The organism is Actinomyces lilanjuaniae (genome assembly GCF_003606385.1).
GTDB lineage: Bacteria > Actinomycetota > Actinomycetes > Actinomycetales > Actinomycetaceae > Actinomyces > Actinomyces lilanjuaniae.
On sequence record NZ_CP032514.1, the window covers coordinates 1,511,656 to 1,528,032 of the forward strand.

5 protein-coding genes and 1 pseudogene are annotated in these 16,377 nt (G+C 70.6%); all 6 read left to right on the forward strand.

Annotated elements, in window-relative coordinates:
- Positions 1 to 14: 14 nt before the first annotated feature.
- Positions 15 to 986, forward strand: a complete 972-nt coding sequence (locus tag D5R93_RS14030) for an RsmB/NOP family class I SAM-dependent RNA methyltransferase (RefSeq protein ID WP_243106999.1) — start codon at positions 15 to 17, stop codon at positions 984 to 986.
- Positions 987 to 1,034: 48 nt separating this feature from the next.
- Positions 1,035 to 1,694, forward strand: coding sequence for a ribulose-phosphate 3-epimerase (gene rpe / locus D5R93_RS06520; protein WP_119835038.1), 660 nt, complete (start codon positions 1,035 to 1,037; stop codon positions 1,692 to 1,694).
- Positions 1,695 to 2,205: 511 nt separating this feature from the next.
- Positions 2,206 to 4,080: an ATP-binding protein gene (locus tag D5R93_RS06525; protein WP_120204441.1), complete on the forward strand. Its 1,875-nt coding sequence runs from the start codon at positions 2,206 to 2,208 to the stop codon at positions 4,078 to 4,080.
- A 66-nt stretch (positions 4,081 to 4,146) separates the two neighbouring features.
- Positions 4,147 to 5,715: an acyl-CoA carboxylase subunit beta gene (locus D5R93_RS06530; protein WP_120205866.1), complete on the forward strand. Its 1,569-nt coding sequence runs from the start codon at positions 4,147 to 4,149 to the stop codon at positions 5,713 to 5,715.
- A gap of 216 nt (positions 5,716 to 5,931) precedes the next feature.
- Positions 5,932 to 15,457: pseudogene (locus D5R93_RS06535) on the forward strand (fatty acid synthase subunit beta domain-containing protein).
- 197 nt (positions 15,458 to 15,654) lie between these two features.
- The gene (locus tag D5R93_RS06540; protein ID WP_120204443.1) at positions 15,655 to 16,197 is read left to right on the forward strand and encodes a holo-ACP synthase; all 543 of its coding nucleotides are present in this window, start codon (positions 15,655 to 15,657) and stop codon (positions 16,195 to 16,197) included.
- The last annotated feature ends 180 nt before the right edge of the window (positions 16,198 to 16,377 follow it).

Below are 16,377 nucleotides of genomic sequence, written 5' to 3' on the forward strand. Positions count from 1 at the left end.
GGGTTGTCAAGGCCATGCGACAGGCACTTCTTGCGCACGGCAGGTCTGCCGAGGAGCTGGGCGACCTGCTGTCGGCGGACAACCAGGACCCTGAGGTGGTGCTGTGCGCACGTCCTGGGCTCGTCTCGGTCCCCGCGCTCGTGGATGAGGCCTCCTCCGACCCCGGGCAGCGGGCGCAGGCCGGGCGTGTCAGCCCCCTGGCCGTCGTCATGGAGGGGGGAGACCCTGGGAGGGTCACCGCGGTCGCCCAGGCCCGGGCTGGCGTGGAGGACGAGGGCAGCCAGCTGGTGGCTCTCCTGCTGGCCCGGGCTGGCATTGATGGCAGTGACTCCCGTTGGCTCGACATGTGCGCCGGTCCCGGGGGCAAGGCGGCGCTGCTGGGCTCCCTGGCCGCCCAGAGGGGCGCGCACCTGGTGGCTAACGAGCCTGCCGCCCACCGGGCTGACCTGGTGCGGGACTCTATCCGCGCGCTACCACCGGGTACTGTCGAGGTCCGCAGTGGCGACGGACGCGACATCGGCAAGGAGGAGCCGGGGCACTACGACCGCGTGCTGGTTGACGCGCCGTGCTCGGGGCTGGGCTCCCTGCGGCGCCGCCCCGAGTCCCGGTGGCGGCGCACCCAGGCCGACGTGGTCGGGCTCGCCGCTCTCCAGCGCGAGCTGCTCTCCAGCGCGCTGTCTGCCGTGCGCCCCGGGGGAGTCGTCGCCTACGTCACCTGCTCTCCCCACGTGCTGGAGACGGTCCTGGTCGTCCAGGACGTCCTGCGGCACCTGGAACGGGAGGACAAGGTCGTCGAGGTCCTGCACGCCGGACGCCTCTGCGCCGAGGTCTCTCCTCATCCGCCCGCGGAGGCGTCCCGTCCGATGCTGCAGCTGTGGCCGCACCTGGACGGCACCGACGCCATGTTCTGCACCCTGCTGCGTCCGGCGGCGCCAGCCGCCTCCCCGCCCCGGCCCGGTGCCGCGGCTGCCAGTCCCTCCGCCTGACCGCGCCCAGCCTTCCGGCAGGCGACTACCCTTAGCCCAGGAGCCACGATGAGGTCACCAGCGATCCACCCCTCAATCCTCAACTGCGACATCGCCCACCTTGCCGATGAGCTGGCCCGGGTCAGCAGCGCCGACGGCGTGCACGTCGACGTCATGGACAACCACTTTGTGCCCAACCTGTCCTGGGGCATGCCTGTCGTGGAAGCGGTGCTGGCGACGACGTCGCTTCCGGTGGACGCCCACCTCATGATCGAGGACCCTGACCGCTGGGCGCCAGCCTACGCGGAGTCGGGGTGCGACGTGGTCACCGTGCACGCCGAGGCGGCGGCGGCTCCTGTGCGTCTGGCCCACGAGCTGCACCGCCTGGGCGCGCGGGCAGGGCTGGCGCTGAGGCCGGCGACCAGCGTCGAGGCCGTGGCGGACGTCGTGCAGGACTTCGACCTCCTGCTCGTTATGACCGTCGAGCCCGGTTTCGGCGGTCAGCGCTTCCTGGAGCCGATGCTGGCCAAGATCGAGCGTGCCCGTCGGCTCGTGGGCAGTGCCGGGATACGCCTCCAGGTCGACGGCGGCATCACCCCTCAGACCATCGAGCGAGCGGCTGAGGCGGGAGCGGAGGTGTTCGTGGCCGGGTCCGCGGTCTACCGGGCACAGGACGCCCAGGCGGCGATCTCCGAGCTGCGGAGCCTTGCCGGGAGGCACTGCTGCTGAGACCACGCGGTCAGTGTGCGGCCGCTTGCACGATCACTTGCGCAGCCACACAGTGCGAGCCTGATCGACCGCGACGCAGCAAGTGACTTGTGTGGTCTAAGGGGTTGGTGTGGTAGATGTGTCCAAAGGAGAGGGTGTCCGCACTCATTGTGGGAAACCTCAAGTTCGCGAGAGGGTCAGAGAGAGGCCTTTCTCGACTCTGTTGCGCCGCGCCGTGCATAGCCTCTCGCCTCCCACCCCAACACCTGCGGGCTTCTTTGTGAGGTTTCCACAAATGGATTCCGGGGGCGTCATCCCGTAACGTCTCGCCTAATAGCGCTTGCCCGACGTTCGTCGCCCTGCGTTCTCGGGTAGGCGGGCCTCGTCTGTCGGCCGCACGTCCTGCTGCTCAGGCCTCGGACGACTCGGCCTGGCTGCCTCGAGGCTGGTGGGTGTCAAGGACGCCTGCACGACCTGGACCAGGGCGGACGCGGGACAACTATGAGTTTTATGAGTTTAAGGAGGCACATCGGTGACCCTCTCCCGTATCCTTGTCGCCAACCGTGGTGAGATCGCCCTGCGTGTCGTGCGCACAGTCCGTGACCTCGGTGCGACATCCCTTCTTCCCTACACCCCTGAGGACCTCATGGGCCCGGCTGCAGAGCTCGCTGACGAGGCCTACGCCCTGCCCGAGGGGTCCTCCTACACAGATGCTGACGCGGTCCTGGAGCTGGCCCGTACCACGGGGGCGGACGCTGTCCACCCCGGATACGGGTTCTTGTCCGAGGACGCCGCCTTCGCCCGGGCCGTCATCAAGGCGGGCCTGACATGGATCGGCCCCTCGCCCACGGCGATGGAGGCGCTCGGGGACAAGATGAGTGCGCGCCAGACCGCAGAGACGGCTGCCGTCGCGCCGGTTCCTGGAGTCACGGAGCCGGTGACCGACCCGCAGGTGGTCACCCAGTTCGCCGCCCGGTATGGCTATCCCGTCGCGCTCAAGCGCACTGACGGTGGTGGCGGCCGGGGCATCACCGTCCTGCGTTCCGACGAGGAGGTGGGCTCCACGCCCGCCCTCCAGTCTGCGGCCGCAGGGAGCGCCACCCTCATTCTGGAGAAGTTTGTGGAGAAGGCGCGGCACGTCGAGACCCAGTGCGCCCGTGACGCCCACGGCGGCTTTGCTGTGGTCTCGACCCGCGACTGCACTCTCCAGCGCCGCAACCAGAAGCTTCTTGAGGAGGCTCCTGCCCCCTTCCTGCCACCGGGCCTGCACGAGCGCCTGGTTGAGGCGTCCCGCCGCCTCATGGACGCAGTGGACTACGTGGGGGTGGCTACCTGTGAGTTCCTCCTTACGCCCGAGGGCGACCTGTGGTTCCTGGAGGTCAATCCTCGTCTCCAGGTCGAGCACTGTGTCTCGGAGGAGGTCACGGGCACCGACCTGGTCGAGCTTCAGCTGCGGCTGGCCCAGGGGGAGCCCCTCGGTGAGGTTGGCACGGTTCGCGGGCACTGCCTCGAGATGCGCGTCACCTGCGAGGACCCCTCGCGAGGGCTGGCCCCCTCCACCGGGGCCATTACCCGACTGCGCTGGCCAGCGGGGCCGGGTATCAGGATCGAGTCAGGCGTGACCGAGGGAGACGTGGTCACCCCGATGTTCGATCCGATGCTCGCCAAGATCGTCGTGACCGGCTCCACCCGTGACCAGGCCCTGGCCCGGGCGCGCAGGGCGCTGCGGGAGACCGTCGTGGAGGGCGTGACCGTGTGCACGTCCCTGCACGAGGAGGTCCTCGGCCGGGAGGCCTTCACCTACCCGGACCGGGAGGGCCGCCTCGGGGTCACGACCCGGTGGATCGAGAACGAGGTGCTCCCGGCCCTGGCCCAGAACCCGCCCGCGGCGGCGGGTGTCCAGGCCGAGCCGCCCTCCTCGCCCCGGACACGTTCCCAGTACGTCATTGAGGTCAACGGCCGTCGCGTGCAGCTGACGCTGCCGGACGGGATCCTCACTGCCTCCGCACCGGGGCAGGGGGTCGGATCTCGGGGACGGCGTATGCAGCCTCTGCGCTCCCGTGGATCGGCGGGTGCTGCCCGCTCCTCCAGACCAGGGGGCGCGGGTGCTGACGCCTTGGGCTCCGAGTCGGGGTCGATCGCTGCCCCGATGCAGGCGATCGTGACCCGTATCTGCGTGGAGCCCGGTCAGCAGGTGTACGAGGGGGACCTGTTGGTGGTATTGGAGTCCATGAAGATGGAGAACTACGTCCACGCCCCCTATGACGGCGCCGTCAAGGACATTCCCGTCAGTGCGGGGCGCACCGTCTCCGCCGGGGAGGTCCTGGTCAACCTGGCTGCTGCCAGCGACAGCCCTGACAGCGCTGGCAACTCTGACAGCACCGACACCACCAGCAAGGAGGCCTGAGCCGTGACCAGCAACGCGACAGCACCGTCAACCGGTGCAGAGGCAACGGCCGCCGGGGGCGGCTCCATGGCGGACTCCGCGGTGACCACAGCGTTCCGCGAGCGTATGGCCAGGGTTGACCGCGAGGCCGAGGAGCGTGCCGCCCAGAGGCAGCACGCCAAGGGCAAGCGGACTGCGCGTGAGCGCATCGACGACCTTCTCGACGACTCCAGCTTCCTGGAGATTGGTCGCTACAGCGGCTCCGGGGCCGGTGACCATGCTCGCCCCTCAGGCGTGGTCACCGGCTTCGGACAGATCGACGGCCGCCAGGTGGCTGTCTACTCCCAGGACTTCTCCGTGTCAGGCGGTGCCCTGGGCACGGTCGAGGGGGACAAGATCGTCCGCCTGCTGGACGACGCCCTGCGGCTGCGCGTCCCCGTGATCGGCCTGATCGACTCCGGCGGTGCCAAGATCCAGGAGGGGGTGGGGGCGCTGCGCCAATACGGCCGGATCTTCAACCGGACCTGTGCCGCCTCCGGGCTCGTGCCCCAGATCAGCGTCATCCTTGGTCCGTGCGCCGGAGGCGCGGTCTACAGCCCGGCCCTGACCGACTTCGTCATCGCTACCCGCGAGGCCTCCCATATGTTCGTGACCGGACCGGACGTGGTCCGCGCCGTGACCGGGGAGTCTATCAGCGCCGAGGACCTGGGCGGAGCACGTATCCACGGCTCCGTATCGGGCGTGGTGCACTACGTGGCCGAGGACGAGGCCGACGCGCTGGGGCAGGTTCGCACCCTGCTGGCCTATCTGCCCTCCTCGGCCGAGCTGGAGGCGCCCCGCTACTCCTATGAGGAGCAGGACTCCGAGGCGGACGCTCAGGCTGCCCGGGAGGTAGGGACCCTGGTGCCCTCCTCGACCCGGCAGGCCTATGACGTCGTCGAGGTCATCTCGGCCCTGGTCGACCACGGCGAGCTGGTCCAGGTCCAGGAGGAGTTCGCGGGCAACGTCGTGGTGGGCTTTGCCTGCTTCGGGGGACGCCCCACGGGGATCGTGGCTAACCAGCCCCTGGTGGACGCTGGGACCCTGGACGTGAACTCCTCGGAGAAGCTGGCGCGCTTCGTCCGGTTCTGTGACGCCTTCGGGCTTCCGGTGGTGACCTTTGTGGACGTGCCCGGCTACCGCCCCGGAGCCGAGCAGGAGCACGCCGGCATCATCCGCCGGGGGGCAAAGGTCATCAACGCCTACGCCACCGCTACCGTCCCCCTGGTCACGGTGGTCCTGCGCAAGGCCTACGGCGGTGCCTACATCGTCATGGGCTCCAAGGCGATCGGAGCGGACCTCAACTTCTGCTGGCCCGGTGCCGAGATCGCGGTACTGGGTGCGGCCGGGGCCGTCGGCATCATCCACCGCAGAGACCTCGCGCGTGTGCGACAGGAGCAGGGCGAGGAGGCTGCCGCCGCCGAGCAGGAGCGTCTGACCACCGAGTACACCGAGTCGGTCATCAACCCTGACAAGGCAGTCGCTATCGGTGAGATCGACGCCGTGATCGCCCCGGAGGACACCCGGACGGTTATTGTTGACTCCCTGGCGGCGCTGAGTGCCAAGAACGAGGCGAGACCCGCTTCTCCCAAGAAGCATGACAATGTGCCCCTCTAGCACCGTGCACCTCGAGGGGGCCTGTCAGGCTTGCCCGCACATCCCCCGTACTACCGCTCAGGACGGACTTATGACCAGCAGCACCTAGGATCAGGGAGATCCTCCTGCACGGTTGTGGTGACCCAGTGACACGTGGGTCACCACAACCGTGCCCCCGACCAGCCCGCATGGCCTCCCGAAGCCAGTACCGACACACTGAAGAAGGACCCGACGATCGTGCACACGACCGCGCACACAGCACCGACCACGTCCAACGCCTCCGTCGCAGACAGGCTGGGCTCCGCAGCAGAGCCCTTCGTCGTCACCTTTGGCGGCCAGGCGACTCCCTGGCGATCCACCCTGGAGGACCTTGTCGGCCTGGACCGTCAACTGGCTGCCACACTGACGGCGGTGGACGACGCCGTGGCGACCTGCCTGGCACCGGTGGCCACCGACCTGCTCACTGTCACCCCGCGCGGTGCCCGTCTCCTGGACGAGGCAGGCTCTCCTGTCGCCCCGGAGCGACGCTCCAAGGCCGACAGTGCTGACGTCTCCGTGCCGGGCATCCTCATGGCCCAGCACGCAGTCCTGGCCTCCTTGCCAGCCGCAGGCGTGAACCTGCTTGCAGTTCCCCCTGCTGCCGCCCTGGGCCACTCCCAGGGGGTGCTGGCGGTCGCCCTCCTGGAGGCGATGCAGCAGGTCGGTGAGGGGAGCGGACGGGATGAGTCCCATCAGGCGGTCGTGCAGGTGCATGCTCTCGCCAGGCTCATCGGGGCCGCCGCCGCCCGGGTGACGCGACGCCTTGACCTGGGGACCGTGGGGGAGTCCACCCCGATGCTCTCGGTGCGTGGGGTACCCCGAAAGCTGCTGGACAGCGTCCTGGAGGGGATCTCCGGCTCGGAGCGGATCGCCGTCGGGGTGACCAACGGCCCCCAGGCCCACATCCTGTCGGGGCGGCCCGCCGATCTGGAGCGGGTGGTCACCGCCCTGCAAGCCGCAGCCGAGCGCAGCGCCACGGCACGTCGGGAGCGTCGTCGCGGCGGCGCTGTACTCAGCCCGGTGACCGAGTTCCTGGCGACATCGGTCCCCTTCCACACCCCGCTGCTGGCTTCCGCCGTCGACGACGTCGTCGCGTGGGCCGACGCCTGCGGGCTGGACCAGGCCCTGGCCCGTGACCTGGCCCAGGCAGTGCTGACCGACCCGGTTGACTGGCCCGCCCTCGTCTCGAGCGCCCTGGAGCCTGGCGAGGGGGGCCAGAGAGTGCGTACCGTGCTGGACCTGGGACCCGGTCACGTCACTGTGCGTCTGACTGAGAGGGTCGTCGCTGGCACTGGGACCACCGTGGTGGCTGCGGGACGGCCAAGGACATCGACAACCTGGACCGGGCCGGAGCCGCTCCCGCACCGAGCGTGGACCGCTCCCGCTTCGCCCCGCGGCTGACCCGGCTGCCTGACGGCCGCCTCACGCTGGATACCGCCTTCACGAGGCTGACCGGCCGCAGCGCCGTGCTCCTGGCTGGGATGACCCCCACCACCGTGGATCCTGCCATCGTCGCGGCGGCAGCCAACGCGGGCTACTGGGCGGAGCTGGCCGGCGGCGGCCAGGCCACCGCCACGGTCCTGGCCGACAACCTGTCGGGCCTGGAGCAGGCCCTGGAGCCGGGGCGGACCGCTGCGTTCAACGCGATGTTCATGGACCGCTACCTGTGGAACCTGCACCTGGGGAGCCAGCGGCTGCTGTCCAAGGCCCGTGCCGGGGGCGCCCCGGTGGACGGCATTGTCATCTCCGCCGGGATCCCCGAGATGGAGGAGGCGACCGCACTGCTGGAGCGCCTCCACGGCGAGGGCTTCCCCTACGTGGCCTTCAAGCCGGGAACCGTCGACCAGATCCGGCAGGTTCTGGCCATCGCCCAGGCCGTCCCGCAGTCCCCGATCATCATGCAGGTCGAGGACGGCCACGCCGGGGGCCACCACTCGTGGGAGGACCTGGACACGATGCTCCTGGCCACCTACGACGCCATCCGGGCCGTGAGCAACGTGGTCCTCGTCGTCGGTGGCGGTATCGGCACCCCGTCCAGGGCCGCTGACTACCTCACCGGGCGCTGGGCCCTGGCCTATGGCACGGCCGCCGCCCCCGTGGACGGGGTCATGGTCGGCACGGCTGCCATGACCTGCCTGGAGGCGCGGACCAACGACGACGTTAAGCAGCTCCTCGTCGACACTCCCGGGATCCCGGAGGACTCCGGAGTCGAGGGAGGCTGGGTCGCTTCGGGCGACTCCGTGGGGGGGATGACCTCGGGCCTGTCCCACCTGCGCGCCGACCTCTACGAGATCGACAACTCCTCCGCCCGCGCCTCGCGACTCATCCAGGAGCTGGCCGGGGACGAGGAGGCCATGGCGCGGCGTCGCGAGGAGATGATCACCGCGCTGTCCAAGACGGCCAAGCCCTACTTCGGTGACGTCGAGGAACTGACCTACCTGGAGTGGGCCTGCCGGTACGCCGAGCTGTGCGTGTCACCGCACGAGGGACGCTCAGCCACCCTGGAGGACTGGGCTGACGAGGGCTGGTACGACCGCTTCCTCGACCTGCTTCACCGCATCGAGGCCCGTCTTGTTCAGGCCGACCATGGCGAGGTCCCCACCCTGTTCGCCGGGTACGACGACGTCATCGACGCCGACGCCGCCCTGGCCGCCTTGGCCCAGCGCTACCCGGCTGCTGCCACGACCCGGGTGGAGCCGGTCGACGCCGCCTGGTTTGTCGACCTGTGCCGTAAGCACCCCAAGCCGGTCCCCTTTGTTCCGGTCCTGGACGCCGACATCCTGCGGTGGTGGGGCACCGACTCCCTGTGGCAGTCCCAGGACCCCCGCTACACGGCCGACCAGGTCCGTATCATCCCTGGACCTGTGGCCGTCGCGGGTATCACGACTATCAACGAGCCGGTTGGCGACCTGCTGGGACGGTTCGAGGCTGCGGCTGTGGAGGCACTGCAGGCTGCAGACGCGACGCAGCAGGAGGCTGCTGGGCGCCTGGGTGCCGGCAGCAGGGCTGAGGTCATGACCTCCTCACCGGTTACCGACGCCACCGAGCTGGTCCGTGCGACCCCGCACGTGCTGTGGAACGGGCACCTCACCGTCAACCCGGCCACGGTGCTGGCTGAGGACGCCTACACCGTCATAGCCCGTCCGGACCTGGCTGAGGACGCCTACGACCTTGACATCCGCCTGGACACCCACTGGGACTCCACCCCTGGCGGGGACGCCGTGCACGCGGTACGTCGACTCGTCGTCCCGCTGCGTCTGGCCCGGGCGTGGGACGGTGCCGCGCCCCTGGTGGACCCCGAGCGAATCTCGGAGACCATGAACGACCTGTTGCGCGCCACGGCCGGCGTGGGCGCGGTCTCTGTCACCGGTGACCACGTGGACCACCTGCCTGAGGTTCGCCCGGCCGTGCCGGGGGCCACCGACGCCCTGGGACGCCCGGTAACGCAAGACTTCGGGACCATCCACGGCTCCTTCACCCTGGCTGCGGCCCTGGGGCACGACCACGCCTCGGTCACCGCTGACGCGCTACCAGCAGACCTGTCCGCGGCACCACTGGTCCCCGACGCCCTCCTGGGGCCCTGCTGGCCTGTCGTCTACGCCGCGCTGGGGTCGGTGGTCGAGGACGGCATGCCCCTCATCGAGGGCCTTCTCGGCGCGGTTCACCTCGACCACACGGTGGATCTTCGCCTTACCTTGGGCCAGCTGGCCCAGGCCGCCTCTACCAGCCCGACTATCAACGTCACCGGATGGGTCGACGCCCTGGAGGACTCCAGCGCCGGACGGGTGGTGGACGTGCGCCTGGAGCTGGTCGACGCCTCCGACGGCACCCTCGTGGCGCTCATGCGGGAGCGATTCGCGGTCCGCGGCCGGGCCTCGGGAACTGACATCCCCACTGCTCCGGATCCCGCTGGTGGCACCGGGCGTCCCACCGCTCCCGCCGCTCGCCGTATCCTGCGCCGTGCCACGGTGACCGCACCTGCGGACATGACGGCCTTCGCCCGGGTGACCGGCGACTTCAACCCGATCCACACCTCCTACAACGCCGCCAGGGTGGCGGGTATGGACGCGCCTCTCGTCCACGGCATGTGGCTGTCCGCCACCGCCCAGCAGGTAGCGGCCGCCACCGCCGTTGACGGGACGCACCACGTCCTGGCGGGGTGGACCTACGTCATGACCGGCCCGGTCGACCTCCTGGACGAGGTCGAGGTCACCGTGGAGCGCACCGGCCTGGTGGTTGGCGGTGGCTACGTCCTGGAGGCGGTCTGCCGCGTCCGCGGAGAGGTCGTCTCGCGCGGCACGGCCGTGACCGTTCCTGAGCCGACCGCCTACGTCTACCCTGGGCAGGGCATCCAGGCCACCGGCATGGGACTGGACGAGCGCAACTCCTCCAGGGCCGCCCGCGAGGTCTGGGATAGGGCTGACGCCCACACCCGTGCCGAGCTCGGCTTCTCCGTCATCAACCTGGTGCGGGACAACCCCACGGAGATGACCGCCCGGGGACGACCTACCGCCACCCGAGGGACTGCTCAACCTCACCCAGTTCACCCAGGTAGCCCTGGCTGTCGTGGCCATGGCGACTACCGCGCGTCTGGCCGAGGCCGGAGCCCTCGTGGAGGGTGCGGCCTTCGCCGGCCACTCGCTGGGGAGTACACGGCGCTGAGCTCCTACGGGCGTGTCATGCCGGTGGAGACCACGATCTCCATCGTCTTCCAGCGCGGCTCTACCATGCACTCCCTCGTCCCCAGGGACGAGGAGGGCGCCTCTAACTACCGGATGGGTGCGCTGCGGCCCAACCAGGCTGGGATCAGGGCCGACGAGGTCGAGGACTATGTCGCCTCGATCTCCCGGGAGACGGGGAGTTCCTCCAGATCGTCAACTACAACCTGGCGGGCGTGCAGTACGCGGTCGCGGGCACGATCAAGGGCCTGGACGCGCTGGCTGCGGACTCCAGGTCCAGGGCCGCGGCCCGGGGTGGCAAGAACCCCTTCATGTTCGTGCCCGGCATCGACGTGCCCTTCCACTCCGAGGTGCTGCGCCCCGGCGTACCGGAGTTCCGTGAGCGGCTCCTGGAGCTGGTCCCCACCGACCTGGACGTCGAACGACTCGTGGGCCACTACGTGCCCAACCTAGTGGCTCAGCCCTTCGCCCTGACCCAGGACTTCGCCCGCTCGATCCTGGAGGTGGTGCCCTCCCAGCCTGTTGAGGACGCCTTGGCGGACTGGGACTCGTGGGCGTCACGCCCCGCTCAGCTGGCCCGTCTGCTGCTGGTGGAGCTCCTGGCCTGGCAGTTCGCCTCACCGGTACGCTGGATCGAGACCCAGGACGTGCTGCTGTCCTCCCCCCAAGAGGGTGGGCTGGGTACCGAGCACCTTATCGAGGTCGGCCTGGCCAACTCACCGACCCTGGCCAACCTGGCGACCAACACCCTGCGCCTGCCCCAGCACGCGGGCCGCCACGTCACCGTGCACAACGTGCGGCGTGACGAGGCCAGGGTTCTGGCCACCGACACCGACCCCGCCGTGGACCTCGGCACCACCGAGACGGAGGAGCCCGGTACCGCTGAGGCCTCCCAGTCCCCCGTCGAGTCCGCTGACAAGGCTGCGGAGCCTGCTGACGCGCCACAGCCCGCGCAGGGAGGGCCGGTGCCCGCCGCGCAGCCAGCGCCGTCGGCCCATCCAGCACCTGCTGCCTCTGGTCCGGCGGAGGACCTCCCCTTCACCGCCACCGACGCGCTGACCGTGCTCCTGGCCCATGCCGCCCGGATCCTGCCCGCCCAGATCGGCGCGACGGACACCACCGAGACGCTGACCAACGGGGTCTCCTCGCGGCGCAACCAGCTGCTCATGGACCTGGGCACCGAGTTGGAGCTAGCCTCCATCGACGGCGCTGCCGACGCCGACATGACGGCGCTGGCCAGCACGGTCGCCAAGGGGGCTCCCGGCTACAAGGCATTCGGCCCGGTGCTCACCGAGGCGATCCGCTCGGGCCTGTCGCGGATCCTGGGACCCTCGGGCGTGCGCGCCTCCCGCGTAGCCGACCGGGTTACCTCCACCTGGGGGCTGGGACCCGGCTGGGTCTCCCACGTCACCGCCGCGATCTTCCTGGGGACCCGGGAGGGCGCCTCCATAAGGGGCGGGGACCTGGCTGCACTGGGCTCCTCCGCACCCCTGACCTCGGCCTCCGCAGTGGACGCGCTCATTGACTCCGCCGTGCAGGCGGTCGCCAGCGACCACAGTGTCACCGTGTCCATGCCCAGCGCTGGCGGTGCCGGTGGTGGGGCCGTCGTGGACTCTGCCGCCCTGGACGCCTTCGCCGCCACGGTGACCGGGGAGGAGGGCGTCCTGGCTACGACCGCGCGCACCCTCCTGGACGCCCTGGGACTGGCGGACAAGACCGGTGTACCAGCCGACGCCGGTGACGAGGAGGCCCGCACCAGGGCTGCCCTGGAGGCGCTGGACGCCGAGCTCGGCTCGGGCTGGGTGAACTCCGTGACCCCGGCCTTCACACCTGAACAGGCCGTGCTCATTGACGACCGCTGGGCCACTGCCCGTGAGGACCTTGCCCGCCTGGGCTCGGGGGAGACCGACCTGGAGGCCGCCCGCGCCACCCTGGCACCTGGGCGCTACACCGGCCTGGGCCAGGCCGTGGCCGACCAGGCGGCCTGGTGGGCCCGCACCCTGCGGGACACGGACCTGCCCGACCGCGCTGAGCGCGCCGCTCTTGCCGAATCCATCAGCCAGGCGGCCGCGACCCGCCCGCAGCCCCAGGACCCCACGGTCCGGTGGGCGCAGGACGTCGCTGTGGTCACCGGCGTGGCACCGGGCTCCATCGCGGCGGCCGTCGTGGGCGAGCTGCTGGCCGGAGGCGCGACCGTGGTCGCTACCAGCTCAAGGCTGACCCATGAGCGTCTCACTTTCGTGACCTCGCTCTACCGTGACCACGCGGTGGCTGGTGCCCGGCTGTGGATGGTTCCCGCGAACCTGTCCTCCTACCGGGACGTGGACGCCCTGGCCCAGTGGATCGGTAACGAGCAGGTGGTCACCTCCGGCGGGAGCACGACTGTCGTCAAGGAGGCCCTGGTCCCCACCCTCCTGTTCCCCTTCGCCGCACCACGGGTGACCGGGACCCTGGCTGACGCTGGTCCCGGGGCGGAGTCCCAGACCCGGCTGCTGCTGTGGAGCGTGGAGCGCACCATCGCCGCACTCAGCGCCATCGGTACCGACACCCACGTGGACCACCGTCTGCACGTGGTCCTGCCCGGCTCCCCCAACCGTGGCACCTTCGGTGGAGACGGCGCCTACGGCGAGGTCAAGGCCGCGCTGGACGCCGTGGTCAACCGCTGGTCCTCCGAGCGGGCCTGGTCCCAGCGGGTCACGTTGGCCCACCCGCGTATCGGGTGGGTGCGTGGCACCGGGCTCATGGGCGGCAACGACCCACTGGTGGCCGCCGTGGAGGCCACTGGTGTGCGCACCTGGTCCACCCAGGAGATGGCGGCCGAGCTGACCGGCCTGTGCAGCCCGGAGGTCCGGGCCCAGGCCGCCACGGCCCCGGTTCTGGCCGACCTGACTGGTGGGATGGGTGACGACCTCGACCTGGTGGCGCTGCGTGAGGCCGCAGCCGCCCAGGCGGAGGCGCCCGCCCCGCCTGACGAGGTGGCCGCGACGATCAAGGCCCTGCCCACGCCCGTGGTACCCACCCAGCCCACCGCGCCGGACTGGGGGGAGGTGGACACCGACCTGGAGGACATGGTCGTCGTGGTCTCCACCGGTGAGGTCTCCACCTGGGGGTCTGCCCGGACGCGTCGCGAGGCCGAGCTGGGGATGACCGGGGGCGAGGACGTCGAGCTGACCGCTGCGGGTGTTCTTGAGCTCGCCTGGGGGATGGGCCTGCTCACCTGGCAGGACAGTCCCAGGGCCGGCTGGTACGACACCGAGGGCGAGATGGTCGAGGAGTCCGACGTCCTGGAGCGCTACCGTGACGAGGTCGTGGCCCGCTGCGGTATCCGCGAGTTCGTCGACGACGGTGTTATCGCGCCGGTGGCCGACGAGGAGGTGGCTGTCTACCTGGACCACGACATCACCCTGAGCGTTCCCGACGAGGCCACCGCCCGCACGATCGAGGACTCCGACCCCGAGCACACCCTGGTGGCACCCGACCCCGAAACGGGGGAGTGGACGGTGACCCGCCTGGTGGGCTCCTTGGCACGTGTGCCCCGCAGGGCCGCGCTGTCACGCACGGTGGGAGGCCAGTTCCCGCGCGACTTTGACCCGCAGCGGTGGGGCATCCCCGCCTCCATGGTCCAGGGCATGGACATCATGGCCTCGTGGAACCTGGTGACGGCAGTGGACGCCTTCCTGTCGGCGGGCTTCACTCCCGCCGAGCTGCTGGCCGCGGTACACCCCTCGGACGTCGCCTCCACACAGGGCACCGGGTTCGGCGGGATGGAGTCTATGCGCAAGATGTTCGTGGGCCGTCTCCTGGGTGAGGAGCGTCCCAGCGACATCCTCCAGGAGGCGCTGCCCAACGTGGTGGCCGCGCATGTTATGCAGTCCTACGTGGGCGGCTACGGCTCCATGGTCCAGCCGGTCTCGGCCTGCGCTACCGCGGCTGTGTCTATCGAGGAGGGGTGGGACAAGATCGCCCTGGGCAAGGCCGACGTGGTCGTGGCGGGAGCCATCGACGACATCTCCATCGAGTCGGTGGTGGGCTTCGGCAACATGAGTGCCACGGCAGAAGCCGCCGCGATGCGCGCCAAGGGGATCTCCGACCGACACTTCTCCCGGGCCAACGACCGCCGCCGTGGCGGCTTCGTGGAGGCCGAGGGCGGAGGCACCGTCATCCTGGCACGCGGGTCCGTCGCGGCCCGCCTGGGCCTGCCCGTGGCCGGTGTGGTCGGTTTCGTCTCCTCCTACGCCGACGGATTCCACACCTCGATCCCCGCCCCCGGGCTGGGGGCACTGGGTGCGGGCCGTGGAGGCCCAGGCTCCCGTCTGGCCCGGGCGCTGACAGCCCTAGGCGTCGAGGCCGACGACATCGCCGTGGTCTCCAAGCACGACACCTCCACCAGTGCCAACGACCCCAACGAGTCCGACCTTCACACCCGGCTGGCTCGGGCACTGGGACGCAGCGAGGGCAACCCGCTGGTAGCGGTCTCCCAGAAGACCATCACCGGTCACGCCAAGGGAGGGGCCGCTGTCTTCCAGGTCTCTGGCCTGACGGAGATCCTCGCCACCGGGGTGGCACCGGGCAACGCCTCCCTGGATGTCGTGGACGCTCCGCTGCAGCGCGACGTCTTCTGGGTGTGGCCGCGCACCCCGATCCGCCTGGCGGGCCGGGGTGGGGAGTCTGGCCGGGTCCCGGGTGCGGGACCGGTGCGTGCCGGCCTGCTGACCTCGCTGGGCTTCGGGCACGTCTCCGGGCTCGTCGCCCTGGTCCACCCCGGAGCCTTCGAGGCCGCACTGCGCCAGGAGGGCGGCCAGGAGGCGGTGGAGGCCTGGCTGGCCTCAGCCAACGCCAGGCTGGCTGCGGGAACCAGGCGCCGCCGTGCCGGGATGATCGGCCGGGCGCCGCTGTTCGAGCCGGTGCAGGGTCGTCGTCTGGGTGAGCAGACCAAGCAGCGTGACCCCCACGAGGTCGAGGCTGCCATGCTGCTTGACTCGCAGGCCCGGCTCGACGCCGACGGTATCTACCACGCCGGTGAGACCGCGGGCGAGCAGGACTGAGCCCCCAGGGGCCTGACCGGCCCGCGTATCGGGCAAGCACCCGATACGCGGGCCGGCTTAGTCCATAATCCGCCTGAGGGCGGGTAGCGAGGTGTCCGCGTGCTACAGCACCTACAGCAGCATCGCTTCGGTGCCCTGGTGCGGCTGGCGGGAGTGGCTGCCAGACGCCCGGTCCTCGCGACCGGCACACTGGCCCCATGAGCCACCCCACCCCTCCCGAGGTCCCGCCGGTCCCTCAGCCGCCGCCCGGGGGGCCGGTCCTGGGCGTCGGCGTCGACCTGGTCCACGTTCCCGGCCTCGCCGAGCAGCTGGACAGCCCGGGGACCGCCTTCGCCACCCGCGCCTTCAGCCCGCGCGAGCGCCGCGAGGCCCGCAGGAGAGCGCAGGCGCGCGGTGCGGGCGGTCAGGGAGAGGTCCAGCACCTGGCGGCGCGCTGGGCGGCCAAGGAGGCCTTCGTCAAGGCCTGGAGCCAGGCACTGGCCCTGCACGCCCACAGCAGCGACGGTGCCCACGGCACCCCCGGGGGCGTGGCACCCGTCATAGCTCCGGAGCGGCTGGACTGGCAGGAGGTCGAGGTCGCCACAGACCGCTGGGGGCGCCCCTGGCTGCGCCTGTCGGGAGAGCTGGCCCAGGCGGTGGAGACCAGCCTGGGGCGGGGGCGGTCCCGTCCTGAGCACTGGCCGGTGTCACTGTCCCACGACGGCGACTATGCTGCCTCCGTGGTGCTGGCGGTGGGATAGTACCGGGGGAAGGCACCACGCCGCGGCAGGCGGCCGGACAGGTGGTGACCCATACCCGGCCGCCTCCTTGAACGGGACGCCTTCGGACAGGATAGTGGTATAAGTCACCTAGGCTACTTGTCATGACATTTGGTCAACGTCCGTGCTAGCGTTGGCTCCGCTTTCGAACCGACAAAGGAG

Excerpts from the sequence above, each read along its gene's own strand:
- D5R93_RS14030 (WP_243106999.1), top strand. The coding sequence starts at position 15 with ATGCGACAGGCACTTCTTGCGCACGGCAGGTCTGCCGAGGAGCTGGGC.
- rpe (WP_119835038.1), top strand. The coding sequence starts at position 1,035 with ATGAGGTCACCAGCGATCCACCCCTCAATCCTCAACTGCGACATCGCC.
- D5R93_RS06530 (WP_120205866.1), top strand. The coding sequence starts at position 4,147 with ATGGCGGACTCCGCGGTGACCACAGCGTTCCGCGAGCGTATGGCCAGG.
- D5R93_RS06540 (WP_120204443.1), top strand. The coding sequence starts at position 15,655 with ATGAGCCACCCCACCCCTCCCGAGGTCCCGCCGGTCCCTCAGCCGCCG.